Origin of the sequence: uncultured Gimesia sp., from assembly GCF_937919775.1 — a bacterium.
In the GTDB taxonomy this organism is placed as follows: Bacteria; Planctomycetota; Planctomycetia; order Planctomycetales; family Planctomycetaceae; genus Gimesia.
Map to the genome: position 1 here is coordinate 1 of NZ_CALFPF010000654.1, position 8,829 is coordinate 8,829.

Annotated in this window: 7 protein-coding genes and 1 tRNA gene; 6 read left to right on the plus strand and 2 right to left on the minus strand. The window is 54.6% G+C overall.

Annotated elements, in window-relative coordinates; translation table 11 throughout:
* A partial coding sequence (locus Q0294_RS18620) for an alanine--glyoxylate aminotransferase family protein (RefSeq protein ID WP_299468456.1) occupies window positions 1–1,128 on the plus strand: 1,128 nt, incomplete at its 5' end.
* 258 nt (window positions 1,129–1,386) lie between these two features.
* A tRNA-Asp gene (locus Q0294_RS18625) sits at window positions 1,387–1,460 on the plus strand.
* 143 nt (window positions 1,461–1,603) lie between these two features.
* Here Q0294_RS18625 and Q0294_RS18630 read toward each other — a convergent pair.
* Window positions 1,604–1,834, minus strand: coding sequence for a hypothetical protein (locus Q0294_RS18630; protein WP_299468458.1), 231 nt, complete (start codon window positions 1,832–1,834; stop codon window positions 1,604–1,606).
* Between the two features lie 318 nt (window positions 1,835–2,152).
* Between Q0294_RS18630 and Q0294_RS18635 the strand changes: the two genes are divergently transcribed.
* Together Q0294_RS18635 and Q0294_RS18640 are read left to right on the plus strand one after the other, a co-directional pair.
* A complete protein-coding gene (locus tag Q0294_RS18635) occupies window positions 2,153–2,962 on the plus strand; it encodes an oxidoreductase (RefSeq protein WP_299468460.1) in 810 nt (269 codons plus the stop codon).
* An 80-nt stretch (window positions 2,963–3,042) separates the two neighbouring features.
* Window positions 3,043–3,744: an alpha/beta hydrolase-fold protein gene (locus tag Q0294_RS18640; protein WP_299468462.1), complete on the plus strand. Its 702-nt coding sequence runs from the start codon at window positions 3,043–3,045 to the stop codon at window positions 3,742–3,744.
* 49 nt (window positions 3,745–3,793) lie between these two features.
* Here Q0294_RS18640 and Q0294_RS18645 read toward each other — a convergent pair whose 3' ends face one another.
* Window positions 3,794–5,251: a sigma-70 family RNA polymerase sigma factor gene (locus Q0294_RS18645; protein WP_299468464.1), complete on the minus strand. Its 1,458-nt coding sequence runs from the start codon at window positions 5,249–5,251 to the stop codon at window positions 3,794–3,796.
* 332 nt (window positions 5,252–5,583) lie between these two features.
* Here Q0294_RS18645 and Q0294_RS18650 point away from each other — a divergent pair, with 332 nt between their 5' ends.
* Both Q0294_RS18650 and Q0294_RS18655 read left to right on the plus strand, forming a co-directional pair.
* Window positions 5,584–6,465 carry an Ig-like domain-containing protein gene (locus tag Q0294_RS18650; protein WP_299468466.1) on the plus strand — a complete coding sequence of 294 codons (882 nt, stop codon included), beginning with the start codon at window positions 5,584–5,586 and terminating at the stop codon, window positions 6,463–6,465.
* A 223-nt stretch (window positions 6,466–6,688) separates the two neighbouring features.
* Window positions 6,689–8,623, plus strand: a complete 1,935-nt coding sequence (locus tag Q0294_RS18655; protein WP_299468468.1) for a pyruvate kinase — start codon at window positions 6,689–6,691, stop codon at window positions 8,621–8,623.
* The last annotated feature ends 206 nt before the right edge of the window (window positions 8,624–8,829 follow it).

Here is an 8,829-nt window from a genome sequence, read left to right on the forward strand (position 1 = left end):
GATGTTTCCGCCAGCGTCCTGGCTGCGATGGGGGCTCCGACGGTAGGCCATCTTGATCCTTATTTTCTGAAAATCATGGATGAAGTTCAGAATATGCTCAGAACGATCTTTCATACAACGAACGAACTCACGCTGGCTGTCAGTGGCACCGGAAGTGCGGGAATGGAAACCTGTGTGGTGAATCTGCTCGAACCGGGTGACAAAATCGTGGTCTGCACGAATGGTGTCTTTGGCGGTCGGATGGCGGATGTCGCCGGTCGCATTGGCGCTGAGGTCGTTCAGATTACGCGCCCGTTCGGCGAAGTGTTTTCAGTCGATGAAATTGTCGAGGTGCTCAAGAAAGAAAAACCCAAAGTCTTAGGCATCGTGCATGCCGAGACATCTACGGGAGCCGCCCAATCGCTGAAAGAGATTTCGGAAGCGGTTCACGAGGCAGACGCGTTACTGCTGGTCGACTGCGTGACCTCGCTGGGAGGAATGCCTGTCAAAATTGATGAATGGAATATCGACGCCGCTTACAGTGGAACGCAAAAGTGCCTCAGTTGTCCCCCCGGCCTGTCTCCGGTTACATTCAGTTCACGCGCGGTCGCCGCGATGGATGCCCGGAAGACGAAGGTTGCAAGCTGGTATCTGGACATGTCACTAGTGCGTTCCTACTGGGGCGAATCGCGGGCCTACCATCATACGGCACCGATTAATATGAACTACGGCCTGCACCAGGCCTTACGACTGGTCCTGGATGAAGGGATGGAAAATCGCTTTTCGCGTCATTACGCCAACCACTGCGCACTGAAGGCAGGTCTGGAAGCGATGGGCATTCAGTTTGCCGTGGCAGAAGATCATCAACTCCCCATGCTGAACGCGGTCAAGATCCCCGATGGCGTCGATGACGCCGCCATTCGCAAACACCTTTTGCACCGGTTCGGGATCGAAATCGGCGGCGGTCTGGGACCGATGAAAGGCAAAACCTGGCGCATTGGCCTGATGGGTGAGAGCAGCCGAAATACGCATGTGCTGCTGTTTCTGGCGGCTCTGGATCAGTGTCTGCTGCACGCTGGCTATCACCTCACACCCGGCGCCGGCGTAGCTGCTGCAAATGCTTTTTACCGCACAACGATTACAGACTAACCCGGGACGCTTGTGAACTTGCCTTTTTTCAGCGAAATAACGTGTTATCCTTAATGTGTTTAGGTAAGAATTCCGATTCAAAGAATACGATTTTCGTATGACTTGTCGTGCCCTGCCCGTCTCGTTATATTGGAAACTGAACTCAGGCATTCATACAATGAGTTCAAAATGAGAAATTTTAGAACATTCTCATGAATTTTTGTGTCGGAGAAGTGGCATTCACGAAAATGTTTGCCTATTATCGCCGACCACCTGTAAGGGGCCGTAGCTCAATTGGTTAGAGTACCGGACTGTCGATCCGGGGGTTGCGGGTTCAAGTCCCGTCGGCCTCGCTTATCACGCTCGTTGTCAGAAATGACAGCGAGCGTTTTTTTGTGCCTCTGCAGTGACTGTTTTTTCGAATTCGCAGAAGGCAAGTGGAAAATCACAAAAAGTTCAATCGACCACTGCCTGCATCAGCTCATACGGTTTGATCTCACTCATAGAGATGCCTGACTTCCTGATGGCAAAGCCGTTTTGCCACCTCACGATTGAGTGTTGCCTCGCTCCACTCCGGATGCTCCTGCGACAGCGTTCCCCGAACCATAACCCGCGCCGTCTCCCACATTCCTGCTGCGATTTTCAGTCGCGCTTCCGGAGCCTGTTTCTTCAGAATCTCCACCAGCGATTGATCGATGACTTCAACTACAGGGCGTCTGATACTCATGGGATCTGTTCTATCAGCTTATTGAATGAAGAGGAGTTCAAATCACTCTCAATGAAAATCTATGGCTTCGTTTCGAAATGATGACAGCCTGTTCCCAATAGTAACCCGCTTTCACACGATGTTCAATGAATCATCTGGAAGTGCGATCAAAGTGACAGGAAACTCACCAGGCAGACGAACACGATCGCCCGTTCTCACTCTCTGCCAGAGTCCTCGATTGACAGCCTACCCGTGTCTGTTACGATTCGGAGCGGAATTCGACGGTTTTTAGAGCCGTACATGGAATGATCACCACAAATCGAATGGAGTCAGAGCACTATGCAAACCGTATTGATTACAGGGGCTTCGGCCGGGTTTGGAAAACTGGTGGCGGAAAAACTGCTGGCGAAAGGTTACACCGTCTACGCGGCCGCCCGACGGGTCGAGAAGATGCGTGACCTGGAAGCACAAGGCGCGCACATCATGCATATGGATGTCACGGATACCGATTCGGTTTACGCCGGTGTAGCGAAAATCATTGAAGAACAGCAGCGGATCGACGTGCTGTTCAACAACGCCGGTTATGGCTCGTATGGTACGATTGAATGCGTGCCCCTGGAAGAAATTCAGCGGCAATACGATGTCAACGTGTTTGGAATGGGACGACTGGTGCAGGCCGTGCTGCCACACATGCGGAAACAGGGTTCCGGACGAATTATCAATACCGCCTCGGTCGTGGGTCACGTCTCGACCGCGGTGCTGGGCTGGTATGCTTCCACCAAACACGCGGTGGAAGCGTTTTCCGATGCGCTGCGAATGGAAGTCAAGTCGCTGGGCATTGATGTCGTCGTGATTGAACCGGGAGCCGTCAAAACGGAATTCGACGAAGTCGCTTTCGCGACGCTGGACAGCCTGAACCACGCGGAAGACTACAAACCGCTGGTCGCCGCCTTCCGCAAATTTACCAGTAAACTGTATTCCAAAAGCCCCGGCCCCGAAAGCACGGCGAATGCCGTTGTCAAAGCCATCGAAGCCAGAAACCCCAAAACGCGCTACGCGACCACCATGGATGCGAAACTCCTGCCGCGCGTCAAACGCATGCTCGGCGACAAACTGTTCGATAAAATTGTACTCAGTCAGATGAAGTAGCCATCGTGTGACGAAATTCGCTGCCGCGATGACTCGCATTTTTTTGCTGACAGACAACTTCAGTTTGATTCGATTTTCCAATGACCATACAATCAGAAATCACAAGCAAATTTCTAGACGCACCTCGCAAGGTATGGGTTGAACCCGCGATTACCGGACCGGCTGATGATTGTCTCATTTTTCTGGATGGCGAATTGTACGCCGACCGCGTCAATGCGCCTGAGATCATCCGGGATGCACAGGCAGCAGGCATCTTACCCCCCGTGACCAGCGTTTATGTCTCCAGTCTGGATGCAGCAGCCCGTCATGCCGATTTCACCTGCAACGAAAACTTTTCGTTGTTTGTCGCGACCGACCTGTGTCGCTGGATCAAGCGAACAGTAAATCAGTTTGACCGGCTTTTTCTGTGTGGCCTCAGTTTAAGTGCCCTTTCGGCGGCTTTTACCACTTTGAGGCATCAGGCCACCTTCTCCGGCACTTTATGTCAGTCCCCTTCCGCCTGGTGGAACGACGAATGGCTTGCATCGTCTTTAACGCAGGGAGAAAAAAACACAAGCCGCTTCTGGATCAGCGTGGGAAACCAGGAGTTGGAAGAACAGGTCACTCATCCCCCATCCGGACTGTTTCAGAAAACTAACCAGCTTGATTCCGTTCGACGCCTGGCACAGAAACTGACCGCTGCGGGACAGGACGTCCATTATGCCGAGTTCTCAGGAGGTCACGACCCGGCCTGCTGGGCTGAGGAACTCCCCCCTGCCCTCTTATGGTTATTGAACAATTAAGACCGAATCAGTGGTATGCGGAGCCGCTGACAGCGCAGTTTTCCAATGATCAATCATCGCCGGGTTTGCCGTAAACCCGTTGCCAGGCAATCGTGGTCAGGAAAACTGAAACCAGGTTCACAGCCGTGATGGCTCCCACGAACCACAGCATGAAGTCGGCAAATGCTGACGCCCAGACACCCTGCCGCCAAAACAGGATGCCAATCGCAGTCAGTGCGGTCACCCCGTTGCTCATACCAAAAAACTGGAAAGACCGCTTGGGAAATCGCAGGCTGAGTTGGGCTGCTGCGAAACCGACGCTGTTCGCTGCAATGAACATCGCCACGAAGACCAGCCAGTCACGCGCGACGAGCGGTAAGAGGGCGGGAACCGCCATCACCGTCAGCGCGCTGAGGCAGAAGCGTACGTACGTCTTTACTGCAATCGCCTCGCCGTGATCGGCTACAACGAGCGGCCTGAGTGGAGTGGCTGTCCCCTCTTCGGCGCGGATGGCTTCGATCTGTTTTCCCATCCGTCGACAATAAATGGTCCAGGGAAAACCGAACAGCCCCATCAACACAGCGGGAATCAATGCGCGCAGCACAGGAGGTTCAACAGACTGCTGCCACCAGAACGAGGAACCGAGGGCGATCAGGAAGACGACAAAACCACAAAACGCAATAAAGTAGCTGCGGTGCAATAACTGGCGCTCCTGTTCCGAACGCGTTTCATGAAATGACAATTTCAGCAACCAGGCGATCACGGGTAGATTCAGCAGCGGCGCGAGAAAGAGACTGCTCAGTCCGTTTCCCGCTCCAATACCCGCAGCCGATTTCGCCACCGTTGCCGTCGTGAATCCGGCTGCAGTCGCCGACGGGGCTGTTGCCCCGGAGAGGCCCAACAGCACGGCCCCTCTGAACGCCTTGGACGGTTTGGAATTCACCAGCACAGTTTCGACGACGCTGGCCAGTTGCAGTCGCAGCAGTTTCCGGCCGCGCGACAGGCGCTGCTTCACAGCATCTTGAGACAGGTCCAGCGCTGCAGCGACCCGCGCCACCGACTGCCCTTCTCGATAGAACAAAATCAAAGGCTCGCGGTAACTCTCCGGCACATCCGCCAGCGCCTGCCAGACCAGCTTCTCTTCTTCCGCGCTCACCGCCCGTTCGACCGGAGAGGGAATTTCCGCAGGAATATCAGGCACTGCATCCAGATGTGCCGTGCGAGTGACTTCGCGTCCCTTACCTTGCGCAGATCGATTGGCCAGATTACGTACGATGGTGCAAATCCATGCCTTAAACTTGCTGACGTCCTTCAGATCGACCAGTTTTTGCCAGGCGAGAATGAATGCTTCCTGCGCCAGATCCTCACTCAAGGCCAGATCCCCACAGCGGTTATAGGCAACAGAACACACCAGAGACTGATATCGCTCCACGATCTGTCCATAGGCAATCTGGTCCCCCTGCCCGCAACGCTGAATCAGCTCCGCATCGGTTACTGCACTCAAGTTAAACGAATTAGTAGAGTTCATCGGAAGCCCTCTCGGTCCAGCAGTTTTATAATACCTCAGTGGTTACATAATACCAGAGACGAAATCACTGCGGCCGGTGACAGGAATTAATCGATATTTTCCCCTCGTGCGAATAGCCGAGGAAAATTTGACAAAAAGACCGGGCGCGATTTCTTCTCAGATTTGTTTGCAAAACTCATTTCTGACGATACAGTAGACGTAAGCGACCCAAAACTGGGTGTAATTGATGTCGGTTTCGAGGTAACAAAATGACGATCCAGAAACATCCGCTGTCGGTGTTCCTCACGCCGCGGGACAATCTAGGCTTTAGTTCCAATTAAGGATGAGTACTAATGCAGAGAATCCAAAGTACACGATTGTTGATCCTGAGTTTGCTTCTTTTGACGTCGCCCGCTTACGCGGCCTCAGGCGAAAATCTTCCCTGGTCGCCCGATCAAGCCACGGGAGAGGCCAATTCACTCAAAGCAGGTGATCAGCAGACAGCCTGGGCTTCGCTCGATCCGAACAAGGGCGCTGAGTGGATCAAACTGGAGTACAAGACCCCCGTTGAAGTGCAGGCGATTCGCATTTATGAAAACTTCAACCCCGGCACGGTCAGTAAAGTCACGGTGTTCGATAAGGACGGCATGGAAGTTTTGATTTGGGAAGGGAACGAACCCGTCAACAAAGCGCCCGCAATTTTTGAGGTGAAGCCGGCATCCAAACTGGTATCGCAATCGATTCAGATTTACCTCGATACAAGACGCGTCAAAGGGTGGAACGAAATTGATGCCGTTCAACTGGTTGCCGGCGATGATTCCACGCAATGGGCAATTAAAGCTTCCGCCAGCAGTACCTACGCAACCAGAAACGGAACAAGGGAAGTCCGGGAAATCACCTGGGACACACTGCCCCCTGCGGTGGTCAAAACGGTCCCACAGGCGGGAAGTACTGAAGTCGATCCCGCGCTGAAAGAAATTTCTGTCACCTTCAGCAAAGACATGCTCACAGAACGCATGTGGGCTGTCGTCCAGATCTCGAACGAAACGTTCCCCAAAACAGGAAAAGGAATTCACTATCTCGATGATAAACGCACGTGTGTCATTCCTGTGGAATTAGAACCGGACAAGACCTATGTCCTGTGGTTCAATCGAGGCCGGTTCAACAGTTTTCGAGACACAGAAAATAATCCTGCCGTGCCCTACCTGCTGGTGTTCAAGACAAAATCAAAATGACCCGACAGTCAAATGCAGAATATCGTTTCCAGACTTTCTCTGCAGAGTGAATCTTGATGAATTGTCTGTGAAGAACACCACGGCTGCGAGGCTCTCGGTTGACAGACCACTTCAGTCTGATACGATTTTTGTATCTCGCCGTATGGGAAGCCATTGTGGCAGCATACTGAGATTTTTTCCGTATCATTACAAGTGCGGCCTCCGGAGAGGATGCCAGTTTACTGTGGAACACAGCGTCACCAGCTCTTGCCCCGGCTCTGAAGACTATGAGCCAGTCCTCAAAGAACTCGCCACCCTCCGTACGGAAATGGTCATCGAAGCAGACCGGTCCCGGTCCCTTCTCGATCTGGTACACCCCAGCTATCAGGAGAGCGCCCGTAACCTGCTGCATTATCTCGCCCTGCGACATCACGACCTCCGACCCTTACAGCTGCGGCTGGCTGCGCTCGGGCTTTCGTCGCTCGGCCGGGCCGAGTCGCACGTCATGGCCACGGTGGATGCGGTTCTGGAAGTGCTGCATCGTCTGGCGGGACACTCTCCAGAGGAATCATCGCCAGCGCAGCCTTCACCGGAGCCCGCGGTGATCAATTTCGCCACCGGGGAACGACTGCTGGTCGAACATACCGAAACCCTGCTGGGGCCTGCCACCCCGGGACGCTGGGTGCGGATCATGGTCACGATGCCAGGCGAAGCGGCTGACGATTACGCCCTCGTGCATGACCTGCTGCAACAGGGCATGGAATGCATGCGGATCAATTGCGCTCATGACGACAGCACCGCGTGGTTGCGGATGATTGAACACTTGAGACGCGCCGAGAAAGCGCTGGGGCGGTCGTGCCGGGTTGTTATGGATCTGGCGGGCCCGAAACTGCGTACCGGACCTCTGGAACCGGGACCGGCGGTCGTTCGAATCCGTCCCCGCCGCGATGTCTTTGGACGGGTCACCGAACCTGCACGGGTCTGGTTGTCTTCAACAACGAACCCGCAACCTTCCCCCTCGCCGGCGGACGCCTGCCTCACCGTTCCGGAAACCTGGCTGTCTCTCCTTGATCCGGGAGAAAAGGTCACACTGACCGACGCGCGCGGTTCTAAACGCACTCTTACCATTGTGGACATCACCGACGAGGGTTGCTGGGCGGAGGCGAAACAGACCACATATCTCATTCCCGGCACTGTTCTGCGACACGAGCGAGGACGGAGTGAAGCAAAACATCGCGAGGCTGTGGTCGGCGATCTGCCGGCCATCGAGAACTTTCTGACGCTCTATCCGGGAGATCAGTTGATTGTGACCCGCAACCAGGAGCCGGGGCGTCCCGCGACCCACGACAGTGCAGGGCAGGTGCTCACGCCAGCGCAGATCGGCTGCACGATTCCGGACGTGTTTCACGACGTCCACGCGGGGCAGTCCATCTGGTTCGATGACGGAAAGATGGGCGGCATCATCGAAAAGGTGGAAAGCACACGGGTTCTCGTCCGGATCACCCAAACCCGCATGAACGGCGCGAAGTTAAGAGCCGACAAGGGAATCAATCTGCCCGAGAGCAATCTGAGTCTGAACGCGTTGACCGATCAGGATCTTGCAGACCTGGCGTTTGTGGCCCGGCACGCCGACGTGGTCGAGATGTCCTTCGCCAATCGTGCCACTGATGTGGAGATGCTCCAGCAGCACCTGAAACAACTGGATGGCCGCCAGCCCGCGATCGTTCTGAAAATCGAAACACGGCGCGGCTTCGAGAACCTGCCCGACATGCTGCTCACCGCCATGCGGTCCCCCTGCTGCGGCGTGATGATCGCCCGCGGTGACCTGGCTGTCGAGTGTGGTTTCGAGCGTCTGGCGGAAGTTCAGGAGGAAATCCTCTGGATCTGCGAAGCCGCCCACGTCCCCGTCATCTGGGCGACACAAGTGCTGGAAACACTCGCCAAGGAAGGGATGCCGTCCCGCGCCGAAATCACGGATGCGGCGATGGGACACCGGGCCGAATGCGTCATGCTCAACAAAGGCCCCCACGTAATCCACGCGGTGCAAACTCTGGACGACATCCTGCGGCGGATGCAGTCCCACCAGACCAAAAAACGAGCCATGCTCCGCGAATTACGGCTGACAACACACACGCCAACCGTCGAACCAGACACTGCCCCTGATCCGGCGGATACGTAGGCTGATTATGATACGTCGTCTTCAGGTTATCGGGAACGATTTCTGCCGGTGATGTGAATTGAAATATGACGCTGGTATGAGATTCCCTGTTGACAGACCAGTTCAGTTGAGTACGATTTTTGCAGCTTGTAGTATCTGAATCCGCTACGATAGTTCTGGTGAACTATATCCGAATCGTATCAAATCAGGCCCCAAAGTATGGAAGC